Source organism: Cellulosilyticum sp. (assembly GCF_982396655.1).
The window spans coordinates 35,395-51,450 of the sequence record NZ_CEVXFV010000003.1; the positions used below are offsets into that span (position 1 = coordinate 35,395).

The following is a 16,056-nucleotide window of genomic DNA, read 5'->3' on the forward strand; positions in this document are numbered from 1 at the left end:
ATATAAAAATAAGATGAGCCTATTGCCAATCAACTTGTGCAATAGCTCATCTTATTTTTATTCTACTTTATAAACTTTAATCATATTGGTCATACCAGATATACCAAGCGGTACACCAGCCGTCATAACAGTTAAATCTCCCTGCTTTAAATATCCTGCATCTACAACACTGGCCAACGCATGACTGCATAACTCTTCTGTTTGTTGCTCTTCATTAATATAAAGTGGTACAACACCCCATGACATACTTAGCTGCCTTACAACTCGCATTTCAGGCGAACATCCCATGATGATACAAGCTGGGCGATACTTAGAAATCATACAAGCTGTACGCCCTGATTTGGTAACAGTAATAATTGCCTTTGCACGAATATCATGAGCTGTCGTACATGTTGCATGACTTATAGCACTTGTAATTGTAGGCGTAGTCACTAATTTTTGCATATTAAATCGCTTAATATAGTCAATATCTTCTTCTGTTTTTTCAGCAATACGCCTCATTGTCTGCAAGCTTTCTACAGGATATAAGCCAGCTGCTGTTTCCCCCGAAAGCATAATAGCACTCGTGCCATCATAAATTGCATTCGCCACATCTGTTGTTTCTGCACGTGTTGGCCTTGGATTTTTCATCATAGAATCTAACATTTGTGTTGCTGTAATAACTTGTTTACCAGCTTCATATACTTTCTTAATAATCATCTTTTGAATAGCAGGAACTGTTTCACTAGGCAGTTCAATCCCCATATCGCCTCTAGCAATCATAATGCCGTCTGCTACATTAATAATCTCATCAATATGTTCTACCCCTGCTGCATTTTCAATCTTAGCAATTACTTTTATATCTTCTCCATGATATTGTCTTAAAAAAGCTTTTACATCTAATATATTTTCCGCACATTGGGTAAACGATGTTGCAATAAAATCAAATTCATTTTGAATAGCAAATAATAAATCCTTCTCATCTTGCTCACTTAAAAACGGTAAATTAAGCTTGGTATAAGGTACATTGATTCCTTTGTGCGGACCAATAACACCATCATTTTTCACTTCACATATAAGTGCTGTATCATGCTTATCTATCACTTCCAATTCTACAAGACCATCATCTATAAGCACCTTTTTTCCTACTTCTAATTCCGCTATCAGCCCACTATAACTCACGGTAGCCCTTTCAGCTGTTCCTATACAAGGCAAAGAAGTCAAAATAAACTGCTGTCCTTTCTTTAACTGTACTTGTGCCTCACTAAACTCACCTAATCTAATTTCTGGTCCCTTTGTATCTAACAGCGCGGCTACTGGTTTATGATATTTTTCTCTAATCTCTTTTAACATACTAAATCGCCCTAAATGTTCCTTATGTGTCCCATGAGAAAAATTAAAACGTGCTACATTCATTCCATTTTGAATAAGTGATTCTAAGACATCCCCTTTATCTGTAGCTGGTCCTAATGTACAAATAATCTTTGTTTTAAGCATATAAATTTCCCCTTTTAAAATAATTATCTTAATACATTAATATAGTAAATATCTTATTTAAGGGGCCTGCTTCTTTCCATCCTCCTCATGCATATACAGCATTAAAAGCCGTTGTTGTAAGTATGACTTACGATGACACATATAATCATTTTGCCATTTTATAAAATACTTTTCAATTAACCCATTAGTTCTTGAAAAGTCTATCTCTATGCTAGGTACAATTCGTCTTATGCGCTTTACCGATTCGCCTATAATAATCTGAGTAGGCAAAGTCCCTATTTGTTCATTAGCAGCTGAGGGCAAAGTAAGTTGATTATACTTTTCTATCTGAATAGTCACCAAATAGTTCACTACTATTAATAATCCTACTATGAGCACTATACTCACAATCTGACTATGTTTTTTCATGCGCTTACTTTGACTGTTCAATATACTCCCCACCTTATATTCTCCTCAGAGATACCTCTTTTTTATCATATGCATCAAATATTTTATTGACTATTTTTTATTTTCATTTTTATACTACACCATTCCCTGTATTTAAGCAATAGGCATAATTCTTTTTAACTAAAAATACGCCTCTAACCTTTAAGGCTAGAAGCGTATTTTATAGTTTTACTGTATCATTTCAGCAAAGAAATAATTACATTCTTTCGTGGAATGTACGGCTGATAACGTCTAATTGTTGCTCTCTTGTTAATTTAACGAAGTTTACAGCGTATCCTGATACACGGATTGTAAGTTGTGGATATTTTTCTGGGTGATCCATAGCATCTAATAATACATCTTTATGAAGTACGTTTACGTTAATGTGTTGACCTGTTTGTCCAAAGTACCCATCTAAGATACCTACCATGTTAGCAACGCGTTCTTCTTCTGTTTTACCGATTGTTGAAGGTACTACAGAGAATGTGTAAGAGATACCATCATTTGCATCTTCGAATGGAAGTTTAGCAACTGAAGCACATGCAGCAAGTACACCTTTCGTTTCTCTACCGTTCATTGGGTTAGCACCTGGAGAGAATGGTACACCAGCTTTACGTCCATCTGGAGTAGCTCCTGTTTTCTTACCATATACTACGTTTGATGTAATAGTAAGAACTGATTGTGTATAGATAGAATCTCTATATGGTGTGTGTTTTCTAATTTCTTGCATGAAGTCTTTTACAAGTGCAACTGCAATTGAGTCAGCTCTATCATCATTGTTTCCGTATGCTGGGTATTCACCTTCGATTTTGAAGTCTACTGCAAGACCTTCTTCATTTCTTACAGGTGTTACTTTAGCATATTTGATGGCTGATAATGAGTCAGCTGCTACAGCAAGACCCGCAATACCACAAGCCATAGTTCTTACGATATCTGTATCGTGAAGTGCCATTTCAATTCTTTCATATGCATATTTATCATGCATGAAGTGAATGATGTTAAGTGCATCTGTATAAGTTTTAGCAACCCATTGTTTTGTGATTTCGTAGTTTTTCATTACTTTATCGTAATCTAAAACTTCGTCTGTCATTGGTTCGATGCCTGGAACTACTTTGATACCTGTTTTTTCATCTACACCACCATTGATAGCGTAAAGTACAGCTTTAGCAAGGTTAGCACGTGCACCGAAGAATTGCATTTGTTTACCAATTCTCATTGGAGATACACAACAAGCGATACCATAGTCATCACCAAATTGTGGTCTCATTAAATCGTCATTTTCGTATTGGATAGCTGATGTATCAATAGATACTTTCGCACAGAAGTTTTTGTAACCTTGTGGGAATTTATCACTCCAAAGTACTGTTAAGTTTGGTTCTGGAGCTGGTCCAATGTTGTAAAGTGTATGAAGATAACGGAAGCTGTTTTTAGTTACAAGTGAAGCACTCATATCTTCAAGCATACCACCAAGTGATTCTGTTACCCATGTTGGATCTCCTGAGAATAATTCGTTATATTCTGGAGTTCTAAGGAATCTGATGATACGAAGTTTCATGATGAATTGGTCAACAATTTCTTGAACTTCTTCTTCTGTTAATTTTCCTTCTTGTAAATCTCTTTCAGCATAAATATCAAGGAATGTAGATGTACGACCGATTGACATTGCTGCACCATCTTGCTCTTTAGTAGCTGCAAGGTATGCAAGGTATAACCATTGTGTAGCTTCTTGGAAGTTTTCAGCTGGTCTACTTAAATCGAATCCATACATTTGGCCTAATTCTTTAAGTTCGTTTAATGCTTTAATTTGTTCTGCTAATTCTTCACAGTCTCTCATTGTTTCAGCTGTGAATACTTTTGATCTAGCTTCTTTATCTTTCATTTTCTCTGCAATAAGACGATTGATTCCATAAAGAGCTACTCTTCTGTAGTCACCAATGATACGTCCACGTCCATAAGCATCTGGAAGACCTGTTACAACACCAGCTTTACGAGCTGTACGGATGTCTTTGTTGTATACATCGAATACACCTTGATTGTGTGTTTTTCTATATTTTGTGAAGATCTCTTTCATTTCAGGATCCACTTCGTAGTCATATGCATTTAATGCATTTTCTACTACTCTCATCCCACCGAATGGGTGACAACTTCTTACAAGTGGTGCATCCGTTTGAAGACCTACGATTTTTTCTTTATCTTTATCAATATAACCTGCAGCGTGAGATGTAATTGTTGCTACAGTTTTTGTATCTGCAAAACAACCTCTTTCTCTTTCTTTAAGCATAAGTTCGCTAAGGTTTTCCCATAAAGCTGTTGTATCAGCTGTAGGACCTGCTAAGAAAGAATCATCGCCTGTATACTCTGTGTAGTTATTAACGATGAAGTCTCTTACGTTAATTTCTTCTTGCCATTTACCTTCTTTAAAGCTTCTCCAATAAGTCATGTTTTACGTAGAAGTAAGTACTTACTTCTACTACACCCCCTTTGATGTAAATTCTAGTAAGTTTATTAAAATATAGAAAAGTCTAAAAATACCTTTTCTATTAAAAAATAAAGCAGAACAATTATGTATACAGTATACACCCCTGTTCTGCTATTAGTTTAACACACTTTATGTTAACTAGCAATATGTTATTAAATTATATTTTTTTACAACATTTCTTCGTTTTTGTTAAAAGCTTCTGTTCTACGACGAATTCTTTTTGCATAATCGATGATTTTACGTTCGTATGTTGTTTCCATAAGTGGTGAGGTAATCAGGAAATCTGCTGTTGATTGATTAGTAGCTACTGGAATATCATATAATGCTGCAATGCGCAGTAGTGCCTTTACATCTGGATCATGGGGCTGTGAAGCAAGTGGATCCCAGAAGAAAATCATAAAATCAATTTTACACTCTACAATACGGCAACCAATCTGTTGATCACCACCAAGTGGCCCACTATTATAAGCTGTTACAGGAAGCTGTGTTGCTTCTGCAATAAGTCTTGCTGTTGTTCCTGTGCCACATAAAAAATGTTTACCAAGAATCTCCTTATTATTTTGTACCCACTCAATAATATCTTGCTTACGATTATCATGTGCAATCAGTGCAATGCTTTTTTGTTTCTGCATCGTTACAAGTGTATAATCTTTATCCATAGTTGTCTCCCTTAGCTGTATAAATTTCGTATATTAATTTATATTATATAAAACACTACTTACTTTGACTAGATTTTTTTGTAACTTTTATACTCTTTTCCTATTTTATCAATAAAAATGCTTTTTTTCTTTTCATGGTGATAAGAAATATATAAATGCTGCTTTGCTCGTGTTATTGCCACATAAAAAAGGCGCATTTCTTCTGTAAGTTTATTCTCCTTAACACTACGGTAAGATGGGAATACACAATCATTACATCCAGCAATGTACACTTCATCAAATTCAAGACCTTTTGCCTGATGTACTGTAATAATAGGAATACGACCTTTAAAGAGATCACTTTGCTCAATCTCACTATAATGAAGTGCTGAAAAAGCTAAAAGGTTAATGATATTATCTTGAATAGAAAGTTCCTCTTCATTTAAGCCCTCAATCATACGATATAGTTCTCTAAAACCTTCCATTTGTTTCTTATCATAAAAGCCTTTAAATCCACAAACATTCATCATATAACTCATACTCTCTAAAATCGTATGACTGATAATATATTCTCGCAGTGCCATAACCTTTTCTTTGTATTCTTGAACATAGCAATAGTAAGCTTCTAGATATTCTAAGCGTTGTTGTTTCTTCTCCGCTATTTTAAGCCTTAAATGGGCAAGTACTTCTCCTGTAGCCATGATGTCCCAAAAGGCATTATGATTTGGCTTAGAATCTGTTTCTATAAGCTTTGATAAAGTATCTAACTTATGATTTGGCAGCTTAGGATAGACTTTACAAGCTAAATCTAATGTATCATAAACACTTTTCCCTTCTAAAGGTGGCATCTCATAACGACTGAGCATACTACTGATAATCTGCAAATCATAATTAATATTATGGCCTACAAGTACTTTACCCTTTGTAAATTGTCCAAGCTGCGTTAAGGCATCTTTGGGGGCTATTCCCTTTTTAGCAAGTTCTTCATCCGTGAAACCATGGACATAGACAGAGTCTCCTACAGACTTCGTCGGTTTAAGTAAAACGTCCAGTTTATTTGTTACGCCTTTTGCCCCATATTGAATAGCTGCTATCTGTATAATATCATCCTTGGTTGTATTAAGCCCAGTGGACTCTACATCCAGTACAACAACTTCATTTTTTTCGAAAGCTTCATCTAATTCTCCATAAGGGTCCCTTGAGGCCATACGAAACCAATCATGAAGATATAAATAGCTGTCTTTCGTTTGTCTTAATGCTTTAATAAGCCACTGTGGCATATTAATATACGGATGCTCACAAATTTTAAGCAAGGCATGACCATTTCGCATATTAATGCTGTAATCAAAGAAGGCCAGTAAATCTTTGATTTCTTTTCTTCTAAAAAATTTAGTATCCTCAATGACTGTACAAGAAATACCTTCGTGATTGAAAAATTTCGCAATATCTTTAGCATAACCATTTGTACGCGTTAATACGGCCACACTTCCTTTATCTCTACTTTCTCTAACGGATTTTGCTAGGCCTATGAGTTCACCCATTTTAGTCTCCGCTTCTAATATTGTAATGGGACTCCCTTTTTCTACCGCCTTAGGCATACACTGTATAGGATATAACCTGCTACTTGCAATATAGTCATTGGCTGCATTTAATAAAGTTTGTGTCGAACGGTAGTTTGTTGTAAGTGCAATTTCCTCTGGATGAAAATCTTGTTTAAAATTAGCCGTCATTTCTGCTGGACTAGAACCTCTCCATTCATAAATCGTCTGATTAAAATCACCAAACATAGCTAAAAAATGCCCCTGGGCAATATTTCTAATAATCTCATATTCACGCGAACTTGTATCTTGCATCTCATCTACTTGAATATGATGATATTTCATCTGCCATTTCTTTAAAATCTCTGGCTGCTCTAATAAATACTTGGCCTCTACAATCAAATCCATAAAGTCGATACAGTTATTTTCCTTTAAATAGCGGGTATAGGTATTTAAAAGCTGTAAGCCATATTTTTGAATAAAGCCTCTTGAACCTTTTGAGCCTACTGTTTCCCATATTTTATCTTCTTTAAAGTAATCATTCATAACTTCTCGGTAATTGTAACGCACTTCTATAGGCAGGCTTAAGCTATGACGTTTTACATTTTCAAAAAAACTTAATAAACTTGGATAATATAAATCGTCATCATTTAAACCATTTTGGGCAATAATCTTTTTAAGGATTTCTAAGCTATCTGTTTCATCAATTAAAGTACAAGGAAATGTAAAATGAGAAGCTTCCTTCTCCTGACTGATTAAATGATAACAATAGGAATGAAATGTTTTAATCGTCATATTTTTTGCCTCTTTAGGCATATAAGAAGTAATACGTTCTTTCATTTCTTTTGCTGCTTTATTGGTAAAGGTTAAACATAGTATTTGCTCAGGTAACACGCCTTGTTTCACTAAATAAGCCGTACGCATGGCAATTACCTTTGTTTTACCCGTTCCTGCAGGTGCTAAAACGAGTAGGCTTTTATCTACCGTTTCCACTGCTTGTTTTTGCATTGTATTTAAACTCTCAAAATCTCTTGCCAGCATAGTTGTCACCTCGTTTCTTCTTTATAAGATTATACCATATATTTTATTGCATCACCTTTTTTTTCATAGTATCATAAGGAAGTATTAAACTCTCTTATGACTAACAAAACGACTAACATTAACTTATTAGCTCAAATTTTGAGTGATATAGGCCTTGAGTTTCATAAACAATCCCCCCTCAAATGTAACGTCTATGTCATATGTACTAAAAAAATCTTACTATTTATATAGAGCGGAGAATTATAATGAATCAATTAATTACAATTATTGAAACTACAGTTTCAAACAACACTTTTATTAGTGCTACTTTAAGTAATCCACGTAAAGCTGTATACCCTAAAAAGGTAACGATTAAACCTATCCTTTTAGGTGAAGAAATAAAACTTCAGTTTACAACTTATAAAGATAACAAAGCTTATCATGAAAATTTAACTGCGGATGAAGCTATAAATACACTTACAGGCTATGGTAATATGTTTAAACAAATTCAGCTTTTCACTGCAGAAGCAGATTATCAAGTCCTTGTTAACAAAAAGTGTGAAGCTAATATGAAACGCAAAGCACCCTCTCAACAAATGCCTGCTTCTCTTTCTCATAATAGACAAAAAAATTATATTTTAGACACACCAGACTCTGTTCCTTTCTTACAGGCACTTGGTCTTATGGATGAAAATGAAAAAGTAAAACCTTCTAAATATGATAAATACAAACAAATCAATCGTTATCTTGAAATTATCGCAGATTCAATGAGTGGTCTTACTGCACGTCCTATTCGTATCATTGACTTTGGTTGCGGCAAATCATATTTAACCTTTGCACTTTATCACTACTTAACAGTAATCTTAAAAAAAGAAGTCCAAGTTGTAGGTCTTGATCTTAAAGCAGATGTTATCGCTTTCTGTCAAGAACTTGCTGAAAAACTAAGCTATGACAACTTAAAATTCCAAGTAGGTGATATTGGTAAATATACAACGAATCAGCCAGTAGATATGGTCGTTTCACTTCATGCTTGTAATACAGCAACAGATGCAGCCCTTGATAAAGCTATTGGTTGGGGTGCAAAGGTCATTTTAGCTGTCCCTTGCTGTCACCATGAAGCTTATACGCAAATTGAAAATGATGACCTTGCTTCAATCTTAAAACACGGCATCTTAAAAGAACGTATTGCTGCCCTTATAACAGATGGTCTTCGTGCTCAAATGCTAGAAGCTTGTGGCTATAAAGTAAATGTGATTGAGTTCATTGATATGGCCCATACACCAAAAAATATTTTAATTAAAGCGCTCTTAAAAGACCGTCCAAGCTTTTCTAAAGAGGCTTATGCCAAGTATCGTCAAACTGCAGATGCGTTAAACCTTTCACTTGCTCTTGAAAAAATGCTTCAGCCTCAAAAAGAAGAAATAAACACCACTTTAATGCACAAAGAAGAGATAAAATAAAATGCAGCAGCTCTTAAATAAGGAACATTTCTTATTAGATATTGAAACGAATGGTTTAAGCCGTGAAAAACATCATATCGTTTGCATTGGGGTAACTTATTTAAATACAGTAGGCGAAGTGATGACTAAGCAGTGGTCACTTCAAAAAGCTGAAGAAGAAGAAAATTTACTCAAAGATTTTATAAACTTTGCACAAGACTTTAAATCCGTCTATACCTATAGTGGCAAAAGCTTTGACTGGCCTTTTCTTCTTGCACGTATAGCACACCATAATTTAACGATTCCTGCTGCCCTTACCCTAGTAGACATGAAAAAGACACTTACGCTCTTATGTCCTACACGTACCGAATTAGAAAAAGCTTTAGGCTTTACAAGAGAAACTTCTTCTTCTGGTAAAACCCTCGTCAAACTTTATCAAACTTATGCAGCCTGCGGGGAAGCTATTTATAAAGACTTAATCTTAGCCCATAACTTAGATGAGCTTAAAAGTTTATTGGTATTTTATAAAGTATATTACATGCTTTATCATTTAAAGCGCTTTAATGCAGTAACCTACTTAGCTGAAACTGATGTGACGGCTCCACAGCTGCAGCTCGTTTTTAATTTACCTTTTACTTTTGAAACAAGCTTTACCTTCAAAGCAGAATCTTTAAGCCTTGAAGTCTCAAAAGATAGGACTTCCTTAAGCGCCACACTCCCACTTTATAAAGTGCCACTCAAAAAGCCATTAACGCCTATAAAAGACTACTACTATATTCCTTCACAACATCAACTTATGCACAAGTCTTTAGCAGCCTTTGTTCCTTCTGATTTAAAACGTAAGGCGACTAAAGACGAATGCTTTATTGAAAAGTTAGATACTTATTTTAAACTTTATACAACATTTAAGGCATCTAATGAACTTTGGTATGATAACGCTAAAAACTTCTACGTAGCTTATAAAGCAGATGAAGAGTTTAAAGCCATTGTAGTGAATCAATTATTTTATTATTTCTTTCAAAGTTAAAGGGATATGATGAAACTCGATTTCATCATATCCCTTTATAATTTAGCATCACTTATTTCTAATCTTCAATTTTACTTAAAAGCTCTTCTATACTCTTTATAAGAAATATTGCATCCATCTATACTTTTATTTGATGCTACTTCAGTTAAGTTTCCCTTTTGGGAATCCCATCCTAACTTTGTTGCTTCACAGTTACCTTTCTGGCAAGTATACAGTCTGTCCAAATGTTTTGGGCTGTAACTTCCCCTGCCTGGTTAGTTTCTGCAATCACTTCACCATTGTCATTATGTTAGTATTTCACAGTACCTTGACTTGATTCTTTGACTACTCGAATGCCTTCAGCGTCGTAGCTATAAGTATATGTTTTACCACCTGCTTCACACTGGTTTAATTCATCAAATGCATTGTAATTAAAACTTAAATCTGTGATTAAATCTACAGCACTAAGTGGTACTATATTTTCTGCTAGCGCTTCTTCTTGGCTTCCTATTTCAGCTGTATCTACTCTAACTTGTTCTATAGACTCTAATGGACTTTCTTGCGCTACTGTTTCTTTTTCTTCTGCTACTTCGACTACTAATGGCTCATCTGTAACTTCGTCTAAACTTTCATCTATTGTAGCATCTACTATGTCTTCTGTCGCTATCATTTCTAATACATTTGCTGTATTAGGTGTATCCTTTATGTGAGTTAGTATTATTTATAATTTAAATGCACAAACTTTCCTTTACATACTCAACTTAATATGTTCGCTCATCATGATTGATAAAACTACCAATGCTTGGGGCGTAGTATCTTGCACGTAAGTAGTAAAGTCCTGACTCTTCATCATAATACTCACCCGCATAACGAATAGGGTTATTGATACCCTCTACTTGGTCTAGTATATTCCCCCACTCATCATATTTGTAGGTATTAATAATTTGACCTTGCTCATTAATAATCTGTGTGACATCACCATGTCCATTAGTTACATAATAATAATACTGACTATTTACCTTTCTGGCAAGTATACGGTCTGTCCAGATATTTTGAGCTGTAACTTGCCCTGTCTCATTAGTTTCTGCAATTACTTCACCATTGTAATTATGGTAGTATTTCACAGTACCTTGGTTTGATTCTTTGGCTACGCGAATGCCTTCTGCGTCGTAGCTATAGGTATATGTTTTACCCCCTACTTGACACTGGTTTAATTCATCAAATGCATTGTAATTAAAGCTTAAATCTGTGATTAAATCTACTGCACTAAGTGGTACTATATTTTCTGCTAGTGCTTCTTCTTGGCCTTCTATTTCAGCTGTATTTACACTAACTTGTTCTGTAGACTCTGATGAACCTTCTTGTGCTGCTGTTTCTTTTTCTTCTGCTATTTCAACTACTAATGCCTCATCTGCAACTTCGTCTAAACTTTTTTGTATTGTAGCATCTTCTATGTGTTCTGTCTCTATTGTTTCTAATGCATTCTCTGTATTGGAAACCGCTTCTGATTCTTCTTCTGAAAGTTCTAATAGACTTTCTGCTTCCAATGTCTCAAGTATGGATTTTGCATTTGTAATGCTTCTATTGCCTCTTGAATCATATGCATAAGTAATATTACGACCATCTGTACTATTTACTGTTAAGAGTTGGTCTAACTTATCATAGGTATAATTGCTTGTGCGATTTCTTGTTTTACCATTTGTTAATTTCTCAGATTCTACAAGTTTTATAATATTACTATGTGCATCATAAGTATATGTATAGGTAGAGATCACTGTGCCATTTAAAGTATTTCTTAATTCTTTAAGGCGATTCATATTATCATAACTATAGCTACTTACAAGCTGACCGCTACCAACTGGTGAAGTAACTGTCTTCACTGTACCATCTGCATAGTAGTCATATGTAAATACTTTGCCATCTAGCTGAACGTTTTTAACTCTATTTAAGCGGTCCTGGCTATAATTCACTGTGAGTCCAAATGGATCTGTTAAAGTCGTAAGATAATTATTTGTATTATAAGCAAACTGAGTTTATTTATAATCTACACTTCTACTTAATACTAAGCCATTACTTGTATTATTTTTTGTAATACTTTTTCCCACACCAGTAACAGTGATACCCGTTGTTGCGCCATTAACATCATAGAAATAAGCTCTATTATTATTTTCAATACTTGTACCAGCTACAAGACCATTGCCATAATAAGTACTATAAATAGTCTTTCCAGATGGTGTGGTTTCACTTAACGCATTTCCTAACTTATCATAAGTATAAGTTGCTATTCTGCCACTAGGTGATGTTGTGTTTATCAGTTCATTAGCCGCATTATATGCATTGGTATGGATAAATGTTTTAGATTCTTCGCTTTGTGTGAAACTTAAATTATTACCATAACTATCATATGTATACTCACTGATTTGATTTTCAGCATCTGTTACTTTTGTAATTTGATTTAAAGGATTGTACTCATAGGATGTTACATACCCTTTAGGACTTATAAGTTTAACAAGATTGCCTGCAATATCATATTCTTTACTTATCTTAATAGGCGTACTATTTATCCCATCTGGATAAGTCTGCTGAGTAATCACATTACCTTTTACATCATAAAACTCTTTATAATGATTTTCACTATTTCCCCCGTTAGGTAAAAACTGAACAAACTTACTTCTTTCTATATCATTATAAGTAATAACATACTGACTATTATATACATCTGTAACTTTTATGACTCTTCCTACGCCATCATATGCATATACTATTTCATCATAGGTAGCTTCTCCAGAAGTGTTTTTAGTTCTTTCAATTATAATTTGATTATTTGCATCTCTAATATAATCAGCTACATTAAGATTTAATCTTTGAGTTAAAAAATCATTCTTTAAACTTCGCCAAATTTGTCCTTTATCATCACAAAACATAACTTCTGAGTTAATCAATGTAGCATCTTTAGTATCTACTGCCACCTTATAATTTTGCACTTTTACTTCACAAAGGGAGCGATTAATATCAGAGGCAATTAAATCCTTAGCATTATATGAATAAACTTCTTCTTTATAATAACTTTTATTGTCTTTTTCCTTATAAGTTGGATAAGTAATTCTTCTAACTTTACCATTTGGATAGTAACTATAAGTTGTTTGATTATTATTAGCATCTATTACAGATAATGGTTCGCCTTGAATATACTCATAATTATAAGTTGTGACGCGTGTCTGTCCATCTATTACTTCTGTTTCTTTTTCAACAAAGGCATTTGTCTTACTATCATATGTATAACGAATGGACTTATTCTTAACACCACTTGCGCTTATATCATATACCTCAAGCAAATGAATATTTTTTTTGACCAGGCATCGCGTTTTCTGAACGGAATATACGACCAATCTTTAAGTCCATGCCATTTCGTCCTGGTAATTCTAAATCAGTTACATTTAAGGTCAGTTCTCCTGTTAATAGTGAAATATATTCTTTAGTATCCTCCCTCTCATTAACTACCTGATTTTGCCCACCATTAGCTATAGAATAAGAACCTATGTTATCCCCATATTACATGTATTTCTCCTACTTTATTTTTAAATTTTTACTTTATGTAATTTTACCTTATGCCCAACGATAAGTGTACAGTTTACCCAATTTCCTTTCTATACATACTGTTACTTAATCACAAAAAAATGTGTTACAAAACTAACTCACTTAGTCTAGTAACACATTTTTCTCTACTACTTTTTTTTCTTTTGATAAAAGAATATTTTATTCGGTTCAAATCCGTAATCTTGGCACATGATAATTTGTTCTGTACTTCCTACAAATAGGATTCCCTCATCTACTAAAGCTTTGTTAAAGTTCATATAAATGTCTTTTTTAGCTTCTTCTGTAAAGTAGATAAGGACATTACGACATACAATAAGGTCCATGCCTGATGGATAAGGATCTTTTAATAAATTATGCTGTTTAAATGTAATTCTTTGCTTAAGCTCTTGCTTAACCACATAATGATCATCCTGCTTCATCATGTATTTATCTTTGAATTTAGCCGGTATATTCACTAAGTTGCGTTCAGTATAAATCCCTACCTTAGCTTTTTCTAGTACCTCTTTATCAATATCTGTTGCTGTAATTTGAAAACTTGTAAGTGGCATGAGACTTGCAAGTGTCATTGCTAATGAGTATGGCTCATCCCCCGTAGAGCAAGCTGCACTCCAGATTTTAATCGTACTTTTCTTTTGCATTAAAAGCGGAATAATATTTTTTTCTAATATATCCCACTGAGAAGGATTTCTGAAAAACTCTGTTACATTAATCGTTAAGTATGCCACAAAGTCTTCTAATGCTTTACAATCCTTCTTGATAAGCTGTACATAGCTATTGTAGCCATCACAGCCGTTTTTTTTAATAAGTGCATCAATGCGTCTTTTCATTTGATTTTCTTTATAACAATTTAAATCAATACCTGTGAGGCTTAGCACTTGCACCTTAAACCCTTCGTAATTCATATGTTTTCCCCTTTAGTCTTGTAGCTGATGCAGTTTGTTTACAACTGCTTCGATTACTAGATGCGGTGTTGAAGCACCTGCAGTAATTCCTATCTTCGTACAGCCACCAATCATCTCAGGCACTAATTCTTCAGCACCGGCAATGCAGTAGCTTGCTTTGCAGTTAGCCGCGCAGATTTCTTGTAATTTAGCTGTATTTGAACTTTTTTTGCTACCAAGTACGAACATCACGTCTACTTCTTTTGCAATAGTTTTTGCTTCTTCCTGACGCTCTTTCGTTGCACTACAGATTGTATTATTGATTTCAAAGTCTACGCCGTTATTCTTAAGTGCCTGGCTAATTGCATCTAGTACTTCTTTTTTATAGGTTGTTTGAGCAACTAATAAGTATTTTTTATCTTTATTAAATATGACCCTTTCTACTTCTTCTGGTGTTTTAATCACAATGCATTCGCCTTGTACCCAGCCACTGATTCCTTGAATCTCTGGGTGCTCTTTATTTCCAGCAATAATAATGCCATAGCCTTCTTTAGAGAATTTTTCTACAAGGCGATGAATTTTTTTGACATATGGACAAGTCGCATCCACAACTTCTGCTCCAGCTGCTTTACCTTCTTCATATACATCAGGACTTACACCATGCGAACGAATAATAAGCTTATTTGCTTTTTGTGCATGAATATCATTTGTTTCATAAATACCCTTTTCTTCAAGCTGCTTTGTAACAACTTCATTATGAATAATTGGTCCAAATGTGTAGGTTGCCTCTGTTCCTGCTTGTTCAAAGGCCATATCTACAGCACGTTTTACACCAAAGCAAAATCCGGCTGTTTTGGCAATAATGATTTCCACGTTTTAGTCCTCCTATAAACGTTCTTGTAATAATGCCATGATACGTTCTACGATTTCATCAATCGTCATATAAGTTGTATCAATTTCAATAGCATCATCTGCTTTTCTAAGTGGTGAGATTTTGCGCTGCATATCTTGTTTATCACGCGCCGCAATTTCTTCTGTTAACATAGCAAGGTCTGCTACTATACCCTTTGTTTCATATTCTTTGAAACGTCTCAAGGCACGTTCGTTCACTGAAGCTGTTAAATAAATTTTAAGTGTCGCATTTGGCATTACCACTGTTCCAATATCACGACCATCCATCACGACTGAAGTTTCTTCTTGCAACATACGCTGACTTGCAACTAAAGCTTCACGCACTTTACCATAAGTTGCTACCTTAGATGCTGCTGCTGCTACTTCGTCATTACGAATTTCTGCACTTACATCATGACCATTTAAATAGATTTGCTGACCTGCCTCAGACATTTTAAGTTTAATATCTAAATTTGGCATAAGTAAGCTTACTGCCTCTTCATCTTGATAGTCAAGACCTTGTTTAATGGCACCAAGCCCTACACTGCGATACATCGCACCTGTATCAATATAAATGCATCCTAAATTTTTAGCCAACGCCTTTGCAATGCTGCTCTTTCCTGCTCCTGCTGGTCCATCAATGGCAATTGAAAATTTCTTCATTT

13 protein-coding genes are annotated in these 16,056 nt (G+C 34.5%); 2 read left to right on the forward strand and 11 right to left on the reverse strand.

The features are described 5' to 3' along the window. Nucleotides 1-57: 57 nt before the first annotated feature. The 5 genes from pyk to AC1VAQ_RS02020 form a co-directional block, all read right to left on the reverse strand. Complete coding sequence (gene pyk, locus AC1VAQ_RS02000) at nucleotides 58-1,476, reverse strand: pyruvate kinase (RefSeq protein ID WP_303243785.1); 1,419 nt, start codon at nucleotides 1,474-1,476, stop codon at nucleotides 58-60. Between the two features lie 57 nt (nucleotides 1,477-1,533). Beyond that, nucleotides 1,534-1,917: a hypothetical protein gene (locus AC1VAQ_RS02005; RefSeq protein ID WP_302600075.1), complete on the reverse strand. Its 384-nt coding sequence runs from the start codon at nucleotides 1,915-1,917 to the stop codon at nucleotides 1,534-1,536. A gap of 202 nt (nucleotides 1,918-2,119) precedes the next feature. Beyond that, entirely contained in the window at nucleotides 2,120-4,342 is a 2,223-nt protein-coding gene (gene pflB / locus AC1VAQ_RS02010; protein ID WP_479903433.1) for a formate C-acetyltransferase, read from the reverse strand. A 206-nt stretch (nucleotides 4,343-4,548) separates the two neighbouring features. Continuing rightward, on the reverse strand, nucleotides 4,549-5,040 hold the full coding sequence (locus AC1VAQ_RS02015) for a methylglyoxal synthase (RefSeq protein WP_302600077.1): 492 nt from the start codon (nucleotides 5,038-5,040) through the stop codon (nucleotides 4,549-4,551). A gap of 68 nt (nucleotides 5,041-5,108) precedes the next feature. Then, nucleotides 5,109-7,598: a 3'-5' exonuclease gene (locus tag AC1VAQ_RS02020; RefSeq protein ID WP_302600078.1), complete on the reverse strand. Its 2,490-nt coding sequence runs from the start codon at nucleotides 7,596-7,598 to the stop codon at nucleotides 5,109-5,111. A gap of 245 nt (nucleotides 7,599-7,843) precedes the next feature. Here AC1VAQ_RS02020 and AC1VAQ_RS02025 point away from each other — a divergent pair, with 245 nt between their 5' ends. Beyond that, entirely contained in the window at nucleotides 7,844-9,037 is a 1,194-nt protein-coding gene (locus AC1VAQ_RS02025) for a class I SAM-dependent methyltransferase (RefSeq protein ID WP_303243786.1), read from the forward strand. A 1-nt stretch (nucleotide 9,038) separates the two neighbouring features. Further along, nucleotides 9,039-10,043 carry a ribonuclease H-like domain-containing protein gene (locus AC1VAQ_RS02030; protein WP_302596262.1) on the forward strand — a complete coding sequence of 335 codons (1,005 nt, stop codon included), beginning with the start codon at nucleotides 9,039-9,041 and terminating at the stop codon, nucleotides 10,041-10,043. A 289-nt stretch (nucleotides 10,044-10,332) separates the two neighbouring features. Here the strand turns inward: AC1VAQ_RS02030 and AC1VAQ_RS02035 are convergent, their stop codons facing one another. The 6 genes from AC1VAQ_RS02035 to cmk form a co-directional block, all read right to left on the reverse strand. Further along, a complete protein-coding gene (locus AC1VAQ_RS02035; RefSeq protein ID WP_302596260.1) occupies nucleotides 10,333-10,692 on the reverse strand; it encodes a hypothetical protein in 360 nt (119 codons plus the stop codon). Between the two features lie 91 nt (nucleotides 10,693-10,783). Further along, on the reverse strand, nucleotides 10,784-11,992 hold the full coding sequence (locus AC1VAQ_RS02040; protein ID WP_479903434.1) for an RHS repeat-associated core domain-containing protein: 1,209 nt from the start codon (nucleotides 11,990-11,992) through the stop codon (nucleotides 10,784-10,786). 63 nt (nucleotides 11,993-12,055) lie between these two features. Further along, nucleotides 12,056-13,357: a hypothetical protein gene (locus AC1VAQ_RS02045; RefSeq protein WP_302596256.1), complete on the reverse strand. Its 1,302-nt coding sequence runs from the start codon at nucleotides 13,355-13,357 to the stop codon at nucleotides 12,056-12,058. Nucleotides 13,358-13,747: 390 nt separating this feature from the next. Further along, the gene (locus AC1VAQ_RS02050; protein ID WP_302596254.1) at nucleotides 13,748-14,521 is read right to left on the reverse strand and encodes a CheR family methyltransferase; all 774 of its coding nucleotides are present in this window, start codon (nucleotides 14,519-14,521) and stop codon (nucleotides 13,748-13,750) included. Nucleotides 14,522-14,533: 12 nt separating this feature from the next. Then, nucleotides 14,534-15,373 (reverse strand): 4-hydroxy-3-methylbut-2-enyl diphosphate reductase, encoded by an 840-nt coding sequence (gene ispH, locus AC1VAQ_RS02055; protein WP_302596252.1) that lies wholly within the window; start codon nucleotides 15,371-15,373, stop codon nucleotides 14,534-14,536. A 12-nt stretch (nucleotides 15,374-15,385) separates the two neighbouring features. Continuing rightward, complete coding sequence (cmk, locus tag AC1VAQ_RS02060) at nucleotides 15,386-16,054, reverse strand: (d)CMP kinase (protein WP_302596251.1); 669 nt, start codon at nucleotides 16,052-16,054, stop codon at nucleotides 15,386-15,388. Nucleotides 16,055-16,056: the final 2 nt, after the last annotated feature.